This is a genomic window from Janthinobacterium sp. AD80 (assembly GCF_002878455.1).
Taxonomy (GTDB): Bacteria; Pseudomonadota; Gammaproteobacteria; order Burkholderiales; family Burkholderiaceae_D; genus Janthinobacterium.
The window spans coordinates 1-14,513 of the sequence record NZ_NRDQ01000073.1 but is presented as its reverse complement, the minus strand read 5'-3'; the positions used below and the strand labels follow the sequence as shown (position 1 = coordinate 14,513).

Annotated in this window: 9 protein-coding genes; 5 read left to right on the top strand and 4 right to left on the bottom strand. The window is 63.2% G+C overall.

Features of this window, described 5'->3' with window-relative positions; all coding sequences use genetic code 11:
• The first annotated feature begins 225 nt into the window (after positions 1 to 225).
• From JaAD80_RS15515 to JaAD80_RS15500, 4 genes are all read left to right on the top strand, one after another.
• Positions 226 to 1,575 (top strand): MFS transporter, encoded by a 1,350-nt coding sequence (locus JaAD80_RS15515; RefSeq protein ID WP_102295278.1) that lies wholly within the window; start codon positions 226 to 228, stop codon positions 1,573 to 1,575.
• A gap of 14 nt (positions 1,576 to 1,589) precedes the next feature.
• Entirely contained in the window at positions 1,590 to 2,735 is a 1,146-nt protein-coding gene (locus JaAD80_RS15510; protein ID WP_102295276.1) for an ABC transporter ATP-binding protein, read from the top strand.
• A 160-nt stretch (positions 2,736 to 2,895) separates the two neighbouring features.
• Positions 2,896 to 4,215 (top strand): hypothetical protein, encoded by a 1,320-nt coding sequence (locus tag JaAD80_RS15505; RefSeq protein WP_102295274.1) that lies wholly within the window; start codon positions 2,896 to 2,898, stop codon positions 4,213 to 4,215.
• A gap of 79 nt (positions 4,216 to 4,294) precedes the next feature.
• Positions 4,295 to 5,503 (top strand): DUF5009 domain-containing protein, encoded by a 1,209-nt coding sequence (locus JaAD80_RS15500; protein ID WP_102295273.1) that lies wholly within the window; start codon positions 4,295 to 4,297, stop codon positions 5,501 to 5,503.
• On the opposite strand, the gene JaAD80_RS15495 is transcribed toward JaAD80_RS15500, so the two are convergent.
• From JaAD80_RS15495 to JaAD80_RS15485, 3 genes are all read right to left on the bottom strand, one after another.
• The gene (locus JaAD80_RS15495) at positions 5,500 to 6,621 is read right to left on the bottom strand and encodes an acyltransferase family protein (RefSeq protein WP_102295272.1); all 1,122 of its coding nucleotides are present in this window, start codon (positions 6,619 to 6,621) and stop codon (positions 5,500 to 5,502) included. The genes JaAD80_RS15500 and JaAD80_RS15495 overlap by 4 nt on opposite strands.
• Before the next feature lie 111 nt (positions 6,622 to 6,732).
• Entirely contained in the window at positions 6,733 to 9,444 is a 2,712-nt protein-coding gene (locus tag JaAD80_RS15490; RefSeq protein ID WP_102295270.1) for a TonB-dependent receptor, read from the bottom strand.
• A 203-nt stretch (positions 9,445 to 9,647) separates the two neighbouring features.
• Positions 9,648 to 12,308, bottom strand: coding sequence for a TonB-dependent receptor (locus tag JaAD80_RS15485; protein WP_102295269.1), 2,661 nt, complete (start codon positions 12,306 to 12,308; stop codon positions 9,648 to 9,650).
• Positions 12,309 to 12,696: 388 nt separating this feature from the next.
• On the opposite strand from JaAD80_RS15485, the gene JaAD80_RS15480 reads away from it, so the two are divergent.
• Positions 12,697 to 13,437, top strand: coding sequence for a GntR family transcriptional regulator (locus JaAD80_RS15480; protein WP_102295267.1), 741 nt, complete (start codon positions 12,697 to 12,699; stop codon positions 13,435 to 13,437).
• Positions 13,438 to 13,620: 183 nt separating this feature from the next.
• Here JaAD80_RS15480 and JaAD80_RS15475 read toward each other — a convergent pair.
• Positions 13,621 to 14,513, bottom strand: an 893-nt coding sequence (locus tag JaAD80_RS15475) for a carbon-nitrogen hydrolase family protein (protein WP_146012402.1), incomplete at its 5' end; no start/stop codon positions are given.

Below are 14,513 nucleotides of genomic sequence, written 5' to 3'. Positions count from 1 at the left end.
CGGGCACGCGGCTGGCGCGCCTGACCGCACACGCGCGGCGCTACCCGGCCAAGGCCGAGCCCCACGCCCAGCATTACGTGCAGGAGGCGGCCGACCGCATCATCCTGGCCGAAGGCTGGCGCCGCTGCAGGGCGGCGCTGGCGCGGCAACCTTGACGAACAATCGCATGCATAACAGCCGTACCTTCGCCATCGCCAGATGGCGCCATCACCCGAGGAAGTGTTCATGAACGACAAGAGCAGCAATAACAGCCAGCGCGCCCGCAGCCCGATCACCTGGGTGCCCACGCTGTACTTCGCCCAGGGCCTGCCGTTTTACGCGGTGGCCCTGGTGGCCGGCCTGATGTTCAAGAGCCTGGGCGTGCCGAACGACCAGATCGCCCGCTGGACGGGACTGATCGGTTTTGCCTGGGTCTTCAAGTCGCTGTGGAGTCCCTTCCTGGAGCTGGCGTCAAGCAAGAAGACCATGGTGGTGCTGTTCCAGTTCCTCGGTGGCCTGAGCCTGGGCCTGATCGCGCTGGCCCTGCACACCCCGCTGTGGTTCGCCGCCTGCATCGCCGTGCTGTTTGTCGCCGCGCTGGCGTCGTCGACACACGACATCGTCTGCGACGGCCTGTATATCGCCAGCCTGTCCGCCAAGCAGCAGGCGGCCTATGCGGGCTGGCAGGGCGCCTTCTTCAATGCCGGCAAGTTCATCTCGCTGGGCGGCCTGGTGATCCTGGCAGGCTACCTGGAAGACCATATCGGCAAGCAGCAGGCATGGTCGGTGATCTTCCTGATCATCGGCGCCATCATGCTGTCGCTGGCCGCGTATCACCTGTGGGCCTTGCCGCAGGTGCGCAACGCCGCCGTGGCCGACAAGAGCGTGGCCGGCATCAGCCGCACGCTGTGGGACGTGCTGGTCGACTTCCTGAAAAAACCCGGCATCTGGGGCATGATCGCCTTCATCATCCTGTTCCGCGCCGGCGAGGCGCAAGTGCAGACCATCGGCCCGCTGTTCCTGCGCGAAGCGCGCGAACTGGGCGGCCTGGGCCTGTCGACGACGGAAGTGGGCGCCGTCTACGGCACGGCCGGCACCGTCGCGTTCCTGCTGGGCAGCATCGGCGGCGGCTACTTCACCTCCTGGCTGGGCCTCAAGCGCGCCATGTTCTTCCTGATCCTGGCCATGAACTTGCCGAACCTGGTGTTCTATTACCTGAGCCACAGCATGCCGACCGACCTGGCCCTGATCACCGCCGCGCTCAGCGTGGAAATGTTCGGCTATGGCTTCGGCTTCGTCGGCCTGATCCTGTACATGATGCAGGTGGTCTCCGTGGGCAAATACCAGACGGCCCACTATGCGTTCGCCACCGGCGTGATGCAGCTCGGTTCCGTGCTGTTCAAGATGATCAGCGGCGACGTGCAGATGGCGCTAGGCTACAAGAATTTCTTCCTGTGGGTGCTGGTGTCGGCCATCCCCGTGCTGGTGCTGTCGCGCTTCATCCGCGTCGGGCCGAAGGAAGATGCCGACCAACCTGACCTGGGCAAGGCCGAAGCCAAGACCGGGTCGCCACAGGCGCCAGCCAGCGCCAGCTAGGATAGAAACACCACATGGCCCATATCGTCTTAAAGAATATCGTCAAGCTGTACGACGACAAGCACCCTGTCATTCACGGCATCGATCTCGATATCCGCGACGGCGAATTCGTCGTCTTCGTCGGCCCGTCCGGCTGCGGCAAGTCGACCCTGCTGCGCATGATCGCCGGCCTGGAAGACATCACGGACGGCGAGCTGCATATCGGCGGCCAGCTGGCCAACGACATCGCGCCGGCCGAGCGGGGCCTGGCCATGGTCTTCCAGAGCTACGCCCTATATCCGCACATGACGGTGTTCGAGAACATGGCCTTCGCCCTCTCCCTGGCAGGACATAAAAAAGCCGAGGTGCGCGCCGCCGTCGAACGCGCGGCCGAGATTTTGCAGATCACGCCCCTGTTGCAGCGCAAGCCCAAGGACCTGTCGGGCGGCCAGCGCCAGCGCGTGGCCATCGGCCGCGCCATCGTGCGCAAGCCGCAGGTCTTCCTGTTCGACGAGCCGCTGTCGAACCTGGACGCGTCCCTGCGCGTGCAGATGCGCGTGGAAATCTCGCGCCTGCATCAGGAACTCAAGACCACCATGATCTATGTCACGCACGACCAGGTCGAAGCCATGACCCTGGGCGAGCGCATCGTCGTCTTCAATGGCGGGCGCATCGAGCAGGTGGGCACGCCGCACGCGCTGTACAACAACCCCGGCAACCTGTTCGTCGCCGGCTTCCTCGCGCGCGCGAAGATGAATTTCATCGCCTGCGAGGCTGTCGCCTGCGGGCCTGGTTCGGTGTCCGTGCGCCTGCCGGGCGGCAGCGTGCTCGATGTCGACGCGCAGGGCGCCAAGGTGGCGCCGGGCGACCGGCTGACACTGGGCGTGCGCGCCGAGCATGTCAGCCTGCACGGCGGCGGCACAGCGGACAATAACGTGGTCGAGGCGGCCGTCAGCCATGTGGAATACCTGGGCGACGTGGCCATCGTCTACGCCAGCATGCCGGGCGTGGCCGGGATGCTGACCGAGATGCTGGCCGTCAAGCTGCCGGCCGGCGACGGCCGGCGCCAGGCGGGCGACGCCCTGCGCCTGCACTTGCCGCCCGCGCATTGCCTGCTGTTCGATGCGGCGGGCCAGGCGCTGGCGCGCACGTTTGGCGCTCCAGCCCAGCCGTTTATGTGACAATAGCCGTTGTTTACCATGCTGCCGCCCTTTGACTTGTGCGGTCAGGATGGCAGAATACGTGTTTTTTAAGATTCCCTGCCCCCGGCAAATGCCGCCGCGCGCTGTTGCGGCAACCAGTACCGGGGGCGTATTTTTGTTATTGATTGAAGGATAACCCATGTCCCAATTCCGTCTTGCACGTCTTAGCCTGCTCCTGGCCGCCATCGGCCTGAACGTCCTGCCAGCCCTGTCGCACGCCCAGGATGCCAAGCCTGCCGCCCCGGCTGCCGGTGCGCCTGCCGCTGCCCCAGCCGATACGGTGCGCCCTGAAATCTTCAAGCTGCTCGATCCGGCCGCCGTCAAGGCGTCGATGGATGCCAAGAACTACGCCGACGTGCAAAGCCGCATCGACCAGGCCGCCGCCACGCCGGCGCTGACGCCCTACGAATTGTTCGTGATCAACCGCCTGCGCGTGGCGCTGGCCTCGACCACCAACAATGCGCCCATGGCCATGACGGCACTCGAAGCGGTGATCGAATCGGGCAAGCTGGACAAGAAATCGCAAGGCGATTTCATCCAGGCGCTGGCCAACTACCACTACAACGCCAAGGATTACACGAACGCCATCAAGTGGTTCACCCGTTACCAAACGGACACTGGCGACGTGGCCAGCGTGCGTCCGTACATCATCCGCGCCTACTACTTCAACAATGATTTCGCGCGCGCCAAGCAGGAACTGATGAGCGACCTGACGGCCAAGCAAGCGGCCGGCAAGACGCCGACCATCGAAGAACTGCAATTGCTGGCCAACACGGGTTCGAAAAGCAAGGATCCGGCCACCTACCTGATCGCCATGGAAAACCTGGTGCGCTACTACCCGTCGGACGACTACTGGAGCGACCTGCTGGGCCGCGTGCAAAGCAAGGCCGGCTATTCCGACCGCTTCGCGCTGGACGTGCTGCGCCTGCAATTCAAGGCCGTCGGCACCATGCCGCCGCAGGATTACAGCGACATGGCTGAAATCGCCCTGCAAAATGCCTTCCCGACGGAAGCGAAAAAAGTGCTGGACGCCGGCTACGCCAAGGGCGTGCTGGGCACGGGCGCGAATGCTGCCAAACACAAGCGCCTGCGCGACCAGGCCAACAAGGGCGCCGCCGATGATGCGAAGAGCATCGCCAGCGGCGAAGCATCGGCCATGAAGAGCAAGGACGGCACGGGCTTGATCAACCTGGGCTACGCCTACGTCACCATGGACCAGTTCGACAAAGGCATCGACCTGATCGAAAAAGGCATCGCCAAGGGCGGCCTGAAGCGTCCTGAAGATGCCAAGCTGCGCCTCGGCTATTCCTACGCCATGGCTGGCAAGAAAGATGAAGCCATCAAGATCCTGGAAACCGTCAAGGGCGGCGACGGCGTCGGCGACCTGGCCCGCTACTGGATCTTCTGGCTGAACCGTCCTGCCACGGCAGCGGCGGCACCAGCGGCAGCGGCACAGTAAGCCTTGCCTGCAACAGCCTAGCAAAGCGGTACCCGGTCAACGCCGGGGCCGCTTTTTTTTCGACCTTTTTCAGCCGCCCATGCCGCCAGCCGCCGCCTCCACCGCCACCAGCACCGCCGCCGAACGCCTGACCAGCCTGGATGCCTTCCGCGGCTGCGTGATCGTCGCCATGATCTGGGTCAACTACCTGGCCGGCATGCCCGCCATCCCCTACTGGCTCGAACATGCGGGGCCCCGTGCCGACGGCATCAGCGTGCCGGACCTGGTCTTCCCCGGCTTCCTGTTCATGCTCGGCATAGCCATCCCCCTGGCCCTGCAGCGCCACTGCGGCCAGGTCACGCCCGCCTTGCTGGGGCGCTTGCTGTGGCGTTCAGGCAGCCTGATGCTCGCTGGCGTCGTGCTGGCCAATGCCTACCGCTACGATGCGCAGGCCGCGCTGCTGCCGCGCGCCGCGTATTTCCTGCTGTTTTATGTGGCCATGATCCTGCTGTGGCGCCAGGGCGCGGGCAAGCGGGAACTGGCTGCGGGCGGCGTGCTGATGCTGTTCCTGCTGGCCGGTTTTCGGGGAGAACTGAATGCCGAGTTTTCCAGTCCCTGGCTGCAACCGTCGTGGTGGGGCATCCTCGGCATGATCGGCTGGGCCTACCTGCTGTGCAGCCTGCTGTACCTGGCGTGCCGGGGCAGCAGCACGGCGCTGATGGGCGTGCTGGCCCTGCTGATCGTGCTGTACATGGGCGGCACGGCGGGCAGCCTGGACTTCCTGCCGGCACGCATCAACGCCTTCGTCAACGTGCCGCAAGTGCTCGGCTCGACGGCCGCCAATGTGCTGGCCGGCACCCTGGTGGGCCAGCTGTTCCTGCGCGGCGCCGCCTTGACACATGGCCAGAGGCTACGTTTCATGGCCTGGTTTGCGCTGGGACTGTTTGCCGCCGGCATGCTGCTGCGGCCGTATCACCACATCAACAAGATCGCGGCGACGGAATCGTATACGCTGGTCTGCAGCGCCATCATCCTGGCCCTGTTCCTCGTGTTTTACGTCGTCATCGATGTATGGCGCTGGCGCGCGTGGGCGGTGCCGCTGCTGCCGGCCGGTACCAATGCCCTGTTCGCCTACATCGTGCCCGACCTGTGGCAGCAACTGGCGGACATGCTGCACCTGCCGCGCTTCTGGTGGCCCTGCTGGGAAACGGGCGGCGCGGCCGGCCTGTGGAATGCCGCCGCCGTCACCGCCCTGATGCTGCTGTTGACCGCACTGGCGACCCGTTACGGCCTGAAGCTGAAGTTCTAGACCTTGATGTAGATTTTTCGCTTGTCCATGGCGTAGGCGATCAGCCAGCACAGCAGCATGAAGCTGACAGCAAACAGCAAGGAGCCCACGCGTGCCGGCGCCCAGCCCGTAAACCACTGCTGGTACAGCCACTGGTACAGGTTGACGCCGCCGATGCGCACGGTAAAGGCGATGATCACCAGCACTTCCGACAGCAAATAGATGAACAAGGTGTTCTTGCCGAACACTTCAAAAAAGTAGGTCCAGCCCGTGACCTTGCGCACGTCGATGAGGAACATCAGCAGCGCCAGCAGCAGCAAGTCCAGGCCGATGCCGAGCATCACGTATGAGCTGGTCCACAGCTTTTTATTAATCGGAAACACCGCGTTCCAGCACAGGGCCACGGCCACGCAGATGACGCCGGCCACTACCAGCCGATACAGCGCGGAACGCAGCTGCGCCGGCGCCGTGCGGCGCAGGAAGCTGCCCGCCAGATAGCCTGCGATGACGTTGACCACCGAGGGCAAGGTGCCGAGTATCCCTTCCGGATCGAAGGCGATGCCTTCGCCGTGGTACACATGGCTGTCGCCCAGCAGCAGCAAATCCAGCTTGGCCGGCGCATTGCCGTGCAGGCTGTAGTCGCCCCAGTTTGCCAGGATGGCCCAGTAGCCGAGCAAGGCGCAGGCGCTGAAGACGAGCGCGCCGCGCGTCTTCCAGTAATGCAGGATCAGGGCGGCGGCCAGGTAGCACACGGCGATGCGCTGCAGCACGCCCGGTATGCGCGTGTGCGACAGCGGTGACCAGGCGAACTGGCCCGCGTCATCGATCTTGAAGAAGGGGAACCAGTACAGCAGGAAGCCAAGTAAAAAGATCAGCGCGCTGCGCTTGCACAGCTTGGCCAGCACGGCGCCGTGTCCCAGGTGTTCATACTTGCCCAGCGCGAACGCCAGCGCGTTGCCGACGACAAACAGGAAGCTGGGAAATACCAGATCCGTGAGGCTAAAGCCATGCCATTCGGCATGCAGGAAAGGGGCGTACACGCTGCCCCAGTCGCCGGGCGTATTGACGACGATCATCAGGGCGACGGTCATGCCGCGCAGCACGTCAAGGGCGAGGTAGCGTTGGGAAGCAATAGTCATGGTCAAACAGTTCCAAATGAAAAAAGCAGGCCCACCGCTTGTGGCGGAAAGCCTGAAAAATGACGACGCCTGACGACACCGGCACTCGGCAATTTCGTCAGGCCTTATCCACTACAGCTTGGCGCGCAGGCCAAAATAATACTGGCGGCCATTCGAATACAGGGCCGTCGGCTGGTCCTGGTTGGCGCCGTAATACTTGAGCACCGGGTTATTCAGGTTCAGCACGTCGAAGGTCAGCGAATAGCGCTCGTCGATCTTGTAGTTGATCGACGCGGCCAGGTTGCCCACGCCATGCACATACTGGGGCGAGCTGCTGAACAGGCCGGCCAGGAAGCTGGAGCGGTAGGTGTAGGCCAGGCGCGCGCTCAGGCGCTCATCCTCGTAATAGCCTTCCAGGTTGTAGGTGCCGCGCGAACTGCCGACCACGGCGGCGCCATCGTCGGCCTTGCCATTGGTATAGGTGTAGTTGCCCACCACGCCGAAGCCGCCCCACAAACCCTGCTGGTAACTGAGCTCCACACCCTTGTTGCTGGCGCCGATATTTGTCGGCGACTGGATCACATAGGTGTTGAATTTCTTGAAGGTATTATTGTAATAGGTCACGGGCGCCGTGCCGAACGTCACGTACGATTTCATGTCCATGAAAAACGCCCCCACCGAGAGCATGGCTTTCGGAGCGAAATACCATTCCAGGGTGGCGTCGTAATTGGTCGAGCGGATCGGTTTCAAGTCCGGATTGCCGCCCGTGCCCGTCAGCAGCTGGTCGTTCAGGTTGACGGCGCCGACCAGCGCGCTGTAGTCGGCGCGCGCCATGGTTTTTGCCACGGCCGCGCGGGCCACCAGGTCCTTGCTCAGGTCAAACTTGATATTCGCGCTGGGCAGCACGTCCGTATAGCTGTGCTTGACGATGGTGGGCGTATAGGTGCCGAAGATGTTTTCCTGGCCGATCGGGTTTTCGCCGCCCGGCACGTTCGTCACCGTCGTTTGCTGCGTGCGCACGACGCGCACGCCCACGTTGCCGCGCCACTTGTTGCCGGCCAGATTGGCCATGATATAAGCCGCGCTATCCTTTTCCTTCACGTCCAGCTCGGCGGGCCAGTTGCGCGAATTGGGGCCGCCGGAATTGTCGTACTTGTTTGCCCACGCCACCAGGTCGGCCGGGTCGAGCTGCCAGTAGCGGCCCTGCGCGCTGCCGCCCAGTCCCTTGCCATAGTCGCTCGGATAAGTGCCGCCATTCCACTTCGGCAAGGGCGCGTTGGTCGTGCCATCGCACACGGCGCAGCTGCGGTTTTCCGGCCACGCCACGTTGCGGTGATGTTCCGCATAGCGGGCGCCGAACTTCAGCGATTCCAGCACGCCGTAATCCATGCTCAGTTCACCGTCAGCCTGGCCATACTTTTCCGTATCCAGGGTTTCCACGTGCGAACCCCAGGCCGATGCCGTCACCACGTTGGTAAACTTGGAAATATCCAGGCCGGGGAAATTCAGCTTGGCGGGCGACAGGCCGTTCAACTGGTAGGACACGCCCACGCCCGTCAGTCCCGCCTCATAGCCGAGGTCGACAGGCGTTTCGCCAATGCCGCGCGTATAGCCCAGGCTGCCCGTGATGCGCAGGCGCTCGCTGGCGCGGTAACTGCCGTTGAAGTCGATATACGCGGTCGAGGAATTCGAGCCGGGGCGGTAGATCTGGTCGACCAGGGCCGGATACAGCTGGCCGTTGTAGGGCGTGGTGGCATTCGCGGCAGGAAATTGCGACGCGGGAAAGTCGGCTGCCACCAGGGTGTTTTTCTTCACCGTAAACGTGCTGGGAATGACGCCGACATGCTTGCCGTCATTGTCAACGGCGTTCAGGTTGGCGCCAGGCTGGTTATAAAAGCTGCGGTTGTAATTGGCCGCGTCCAGCTTGGAATAAAAACCGTTGACGTCCAGCATCAGGTCCGGCGTCGGCTTGAACTGCAGGTCGATGCTGCCGCCCTGGCGCTTGCGCACCTGCTCGAACAGGGCCGAGTTGATGCCCAGCGGCGCCAGCACGCCGGCCAGCTCCGGGTATTTCTGCGCGGCCGGGCTGTTCGGGTCGATTGCGCCGTAACCGAAAAATTCCTGGCCGTCGCGGCGCTCGTGGCGCTTCTCGGAAAACACCTGGAACAGCACGCCCATGGTCTTGGCCTCGTTCTTCCAGTTGAACAGGGCATTCATCTGCGGGTCGGTCTTGCCCGGCAAGTCCGCATGGATCGCCTGCACGGCCAGTTCGGCCGTGAACGGCTTCTTGAAGCTGAGCGGCTTGCGCGTCTCGATGTTGATGGAGCCGGCCACGCCGCCCTCCACCAGGTCGGCCTGGCTACTCTTTTGCACGGTGACCCTGCTGACGATTTCCGATGGCAGCAAGGCAAAGCTGACGCTGCGTCCCACCGTGCCCACCTGGTCGGTGACGAACCAGTCGCCCGTGCCGACGGCGTGGCCGTTGATCAGGGTTTGCGTCAGGCTGGGGCTGGTGCCGCGGATGCTGACCCGGTCATTCTCGGAAAAGCCGCCCTCGCCGCCGGCCGACGAGGAAATATTCACGCCCGGCAGGCGCTGCACGGCATCGGCCACGTTCTTGTCGGGCAGCTTGCCGATGTCTTCCGCGCTGACGACATCGATCACGGAATCGCTGTTGCGCTTCTGGCTCAGCGACTGTTCCAGCGAGGCGCGGATGCCGGTGACCACCACTTCCTGCATGGCTTCAGGCGGCGCGGCCTGCTGCGCCTGGGCCGCCGCGCAGAGCGACAGCAAGGCGGCAGCGGCGGCGATGGGGTGTAGTACGGGATGCAAACGACTGTTCATAGACTCCTCGATCATGTAGATGCCCGCCACGCAGGCGGGAAGGTTTTATGGATGAGTACAGACGGCAAAACGACGGGTGGGACAAAAGACGGCAAGCCGGTGGGCGCCGAAAAAAAAAGGCAAGCCCCCTGGTGCAGGGACTTGCCTTGAAAAGACCGAGGAAGACCGGCCCCGGCGCGCGTGCGCCAGAGCGGTCATCTTGCTTACAGCTTGGCGCGCAGGCCCAGGTAGAAGGTACGGCCGTTGCTATAGAAAGCGCGTGGCTGATCCTTGTTTTCCGCGTACATCTTGATGGTCGTGTTCGTCAAGTTAAGCGCATCGAACGTGATCGTGAAGTGTTCGTTGATCTTGTAGTTGAGCGAACCGGCCAGGCCGCCGGCACCTTCAACGTGCTGGCTGGCGCCACGGTCCACGCCCGCCTTGTAGGACGAACGGTAGTTGTAGGCCAGGCGTGCGCTGAGGGCATTGGCTTCGTAGAAGGCCGTCAGGTTGTAGGTGTTGCGCGATGCGTTGACCAGCTCGTCACCGTTGTCCAGCTTGCCGTCAGCATAGGTGTAGTTCGCCAGGATGCCGAAGTCGCCGAACAGCGGTTGCTGGTAGCTGAATTCCGCGCCCTTGTTCTTGCCGCTGGTGTTGAATGGCGACGTGATCAGGTACACGGCATTGGCGTTGCGCTTGCTGTTGAAGTAAGTGGCGCTGGTGGTGCCGTTCGACACGACCGATTTCAGGTCCATGTAGAACAGACCCACCGAGAAGGCCGAGCGCGGTGCGAAATACCATTCGGCGCTCACTTCGGCGTTATCCGACTTGACCGGGTCCAGCTTGACGTTGCCGCCGGCACCGCTCAATGCATCGTCGTTCAGCGATACGGAGCCGCCCAGGGCGCTGTAGTCAGGACGGGCGATGGTGCGGGCAATCGCGCCACGGACGACCAGGTCATTGCGGACATCGAACTTGATGTTGGCGCTAGGCAGGAAGTCATTGTAGCTGCGCTCGTACAGGTTCTGCGAGTACGGGCCCCAGTCGGAACCGGTGATGTTGCCGCCGGCCTGGTTGACCAGGGTCGACTGCTTGGTATGCACGGCGCGCAGGCCGAAGTTACCGCTCCAGTTGTCGCCCGTCAGGTTGGCCATGGCGTAGGCGGCCGAGGTTTTTTCCTGCAGCTTGAATTCGTCCGTCCAGTTGTGGCGACGCACGTAGTCGAACAGGCGGTTGCCAGGCGCCGCGCCCCAGGCACCGAGTGCCGCGCCGTCGTACTTGAAGTAATTGCTCGACAGGTTGCCGCCCAGGTTGTTGGCGAAGTCGCTCGGGTACATGGTGCCATTCCAGACCGGACCCGGATTCGAGAAGCCCAGTGCGCCCGGACGGGTTTCAAACGGATGCTCGGCAACGCGCTTGTGGTCGGTCAGACGGCCACCAAACTTGATCGAATCCCAGATGCCCGACGAGAGGCGCAGTTCGGCGTCGATCTGTGCATATTTTTCCTGGTCGACGGAACGCGATTCGCCGCCGCCCGCCCATGCCGTCGAACCTGGCTTGGTGGTGGTGCCGCCTGGATAGGACACGCTGGCCGGGCTCATGCCGTTCAACTGATAGACCATGCCGCCGTCGACGTTATTCTGGTAGTAGACATCGTCGCGGTCGTAGCCGACGCCGTGGGTCTTGCCCAGCTTGCCGGTGAGGGTCAGGTCCTTGGTGGCGCGGTACTTGAAGTTGAAATCGAGGTAGTACGATTCGCCGCCTGCGTCAGGACGGTAGATATTGTCGACCTCGCCCGAGTTGGTGGCGAACGTGGCGCCCGTCAGCGTGCCATTCTTGACCGTGTAGTTGGTCGGCACCTGGTTGGCGGAGTTGATCGAGTTCGCCGGTGCGGCCAGCCAGTTGGTATTCTGATGCGGGGCCTTCAGCTGCGAATAGAAGCCGTTCACATCCAGGGTCAGGTCCTTGCTGGGCTTGAATTCGATGTCGAACGCGCCGCCTTCGCGGGTTTTCTTTTGCTCGAACAGGCTGGCGCCGATGAAGGTCGGCACTTTCACGCCGGCCAGTTCAGGATGGGCAAGGGCTGCCGCGCTGTTGGCCAGGATCGGCGTGTAGCCGAGGATTTCCTGGCCATCGCGGCGCACGGTCGATTTTTGCGAGAAGCCCTGCACCATGATGCCCAGGGTATTCGTGTCATTTTTCCAGTTCACCAGGCCGGAGAACTGCGGGTCGGTCTTGCCGGCCAGGTCATTGTAGAAGCCCTGGATCGAACCTTCGGCCGTGATCTGGTTCTTGAATTCCAGCGGACGGCGGGTGATCACGTCGATCACGCCCGAGACGCCGCCTTCAGGCAGGTCGGCGGTGGCGCTCTTGTGCACCACAACCGAGCTGACCAGTTCCGATGGCAGCAGGGAGAAGCTGCTGCTGCGGCCGACGTTGCCGCCGAACTGGTTCAGCACGAACCAGTCGCCGGTGCTGATGGCGTGGCCGTTGAACAGGGTTTGCTGGAAGCTCGGGCTGGTGCCGCGCAAGCTGACGCGGTCGTTTTCGCCGAAGCCGCCTTCGCCACCGGCCGACGATTGGGTATTCACACCTGGCAGGCGCTGGATCGCGTCAGCCACGTTACGGTCAGGCATCTTGCCGATGTCTTCGGCGGTCACCACTTCCACCACGGAATCCGCATTGCGTTTTTGCTTCAGCGATTTTTCCAGCGATGCGCGCACGCCGGTCACGGTGACAACCGTCACGTCTTCGGCGGGTGCTTCTTGCGCCTGCGCCGAAAATGCCAGACCAGCGACCATCACGGCAACGGCCGCGGCGATCGGCGTACGGCTACGCGACCCGGATTTCACTACGGCAGCTGCAGGTGTCAAATTGCGTTTCATGTACTCCCCCTTGATTTAGGCTCCAGGATTGGACCCTTTTCATTTTTAACGTAGATCTTCTGTACAGCCCGCCATTCCCACCAGCATGCTGCAGACCCTTCGGCACAACCACTTACAAAACCAATTCAACGCCAATATACTACTATCCAATACCAGAACACTACCAGTTGCAACTTTTTTTTTATAACGTTGCTTGAATCACACAGACCACTTCAGGCAATTCATTCTGTAGCCCGTATGCGGCACTTAAATACCCGGAAGAAAGGTTGAAAATTGTTCGCCTGATAATTCAAATTGGTTTTATTACGGTCTTTTTTGGTATTATCCAGCGACACAAAAACAGATACAGAGCGCGTCTGCAACGCGCCGTAACGGAGACCCTCAGCGTATGACAACCCTGGCTCACATCATGCAAGGCCTGGGGCAGACAAGTAGCCTGCCCCTGTACCAGCAACTGCAGCGCGCGCTGCGCGAAGCGATCGACAAGCGCATCCTCGGTCCCGACGAAGCCCTGCCGGCCGAGCGCCAGCTGGCCAGCGACCTGGCCGTGTCGCGCATCACCGTGCGCAAGGCCATCGATGGCCTCGTCAATGAGGGCTTGCTGGTGCGCCGCCCCGGCTCGGGCAATTTCATCAATACGCGCATCGAGAAAAACTTCGCCAAGCTGACCTCGTTTTCCGAGGACATGCGCGCGCGCGGGCGCACGCCGCGCAGCGTCTGGCTCAAGCGTTCAGAGGGGACGGTCACGCCGGAAGAGGCCTTGCGCCTGCGGCTGTCGCCAGGCGCGCCCGTGTACCGTTTCCACCGCATCCGCTATGCGGACGAGGTGCCGATGTGCCTCGAGTACGCCACCATCGTGGCCAGCTGCCTGCCGGCGCTCGACGCCGTCGACGTCTCCATGTATGACGCGCTGGAACAGGCAGGCAACCGCCCCGTGCGCGCCTTGCAGCGCCTGAGCGCGCTATTGCTGACGGGGGAACAGGCGAGCTTGCTGCAGGCGGAGGAAGGCGACGCGGGCTTGTCGGTCGAAAGGCTGGGCTTTTTGCGCGATGGGCGCGCCGTGGAATTCTGCCGTTCCTACTTCCGCGGCGATATGTACGACTTCGTGGCCGAATTAAGTACCAATTAATACCGCTTCCACCATTTTGGCAATACCAGCTGAAACCACTTGTATTGCACTGCAATATACAGGGCCGGAATGCGCCAGTATCTTTAGCGCAATAAAGATGCGAAATGGACGATTATGTCGCCGGGCGGGACATAATATGACCAGACGGCGCGCCGCGCATGGCGCATTGCAGCACGCCGGCTGTTAATCGCCCGCCACCGGCTGGCTGCGGCGGCCCGCGCACAGCAGAAGCATGCCCAGCACGACACACAGCCAGCCCAGCAGCGGCGCCAGCCATCCGGACCAGCTTGCCACGGGCGCGGCCACTGGCAGCGGCGCCAGCAGGGTGCTGCCCGGCATGGCGCTGCTGGCCCGTTCCGCCAGCACTCTCCCATACGCATCGCTGACCGTCAGCACGCCTTCGCGCGCCGCGCGCAGCACGGCATAGCCATTTTCCACGCCGCGCACGACGGTCATGCGCGCGCCCATCCAGGCGTCCAGCTGGAAATCCCAGGCCGGCACCAGCATCACGCCCGCCCCGGCCGCCCCATACGCATGGCCCAGGGCGGCGAAATGCATGTCCTTGCAAATGGCCAGGCCCATGGCGCGTCCCGCCACCGGCTGCACGGCATAGGCGCCGCCCGCCAGGAAGTCGCGCTCGGGCGGCGCCAGATGGTGCTTCTGGTAGCTGGCGGGCGCCGTGCCATCGGGGGGGAACAGCCAGGCCAGGTTGCGGCGGCCATCGCTGTCCTGCACGCCAATGCCCAGCGTGATCCATGTGCCCGTGCGGCGTGCCAGCGCGCGGAAGCGCTGCTGCACGGCAGCGGCCTGCACGGGCGACAGCACGGCTATCTTTTCGGGCAACAGCAGCAGTTGCGCGCCCTGCCACGCCAATTGCTCGACATGGCGCGCGTACTGGTCCCAGATGGCTTGCGCGCGTGCCGGCGGCGTGGCCGGGCCGATAAAATCATCGATGGCTACCAGGCCCGCCAGCGGCCCCGTCTGCATGGGTGCTGGCGCCTGCTGCAAACGCCAGGCGCCACCTGCCCAGGCAGCCGCCACCAGCAGCAGGCTGGCCAGCGCCGCCGGCGCATGGG

Coding starts and splice junctions, on each gene's coding strand:
- JaAD80_RS15485 (WP_102295269.1), bottom strand. CDS start 12,308: ATGAAACGCAATTTGACACCTGCAGCTGCCGTAGTGAAATCCGGGTCG.
- JaAD80_RS15490 (WP_102295270.1), bottom strand. CDS start 9,444: ATGAACAGTCGTTTGCATCCCGTACTACACCCCATCGCCGCCGCTGCC.
- JaAD80_RS15480 (WP_102295267.1), top strand. CDS start 12,697: ATGACAACCCTGGCTCACATCATGCAAGGCCTGGGGCAGACAAGTAGC.
- JaAD80_RS15500 (WP_102295273.1), top strand. CDS start 4,295: ATGCCGCCAGCCGCCGCCTCCACCGCCACCAGCACCGCCGCCGAACGC.
- JaAD80_RS15495 (WP_102295272.1), bottom strand. CDS start 6,621: ATGACTATTGCTTCCCAACGCTACCTCGCCCTTGACGTGCTGCGCGGC.
- JaAD80_RS15515 (WP_102295278.1), top strand. CDS start 226: ATGAACGACAAGAGCAGCAATAACAGCCAGCGCGCCCGCAGCCCGATC.
- JaAD80_RS15505 (WP_102295274.1), top strand. CDS start 2,896: ATGTCCCAATTCCGTCTTGCACGTCTTAGCCTGCTCCTGGCCGCCATC.
- JaAD80_RS15510 (WP_102295276.1), top strand. CDS start 1,590: ATGGCCCATATCGTCTTAAAGAATATCGTCAAGCTGTACGACGACAAG.